The 231-nt window shown below is 45.0% G+C and carries 1 pseudogene; it reads right to left on the bottom strand.

From position 1 onward, the window contains the following. Nucleotides 1-209, bottom strand: a pseudogene (locus B9T16_RS29835) (hypothetical protein); the annotation flags it as partial. Nucleotides 210-231 lie beyond the last annotated feature (22 nt).

Raw genomic sequence — 231 nt, 5'->3', positions numbered from 1 at the left:
AAACTTAACCCGATAGACTTTTGACGACTCGCATTAATTTCGCTCAGATAATTAGCCGTAGCCCGGACTGCGCCATTTTCACTGGCGATCGCCATTAATCGTTCACGATCATTTCCAACAACCTTAAATGTAGGTTCTCCCGTAGAAGTATTGCGCGGTCCACAAGGAACCCTATTTGGGAAAAACACTACAGCTGGGGCCTTTAACATTACCACACGAAGACCTAGATTT

Origin of the sequence: Arthrospira sp. PCC 8006, assembly GCF_046480465.1 — a bacterium.
GTDB classification, from domain to species: Bacteria; Cyanobacteriota; Cyanobacteriia; order Cyanobacteriales; family Microcoleaceae; genus Limnospira; species Limnospira platensis.
This window is presented reverse-complemented; position numbering and strand designations above follow the sequence as displayed.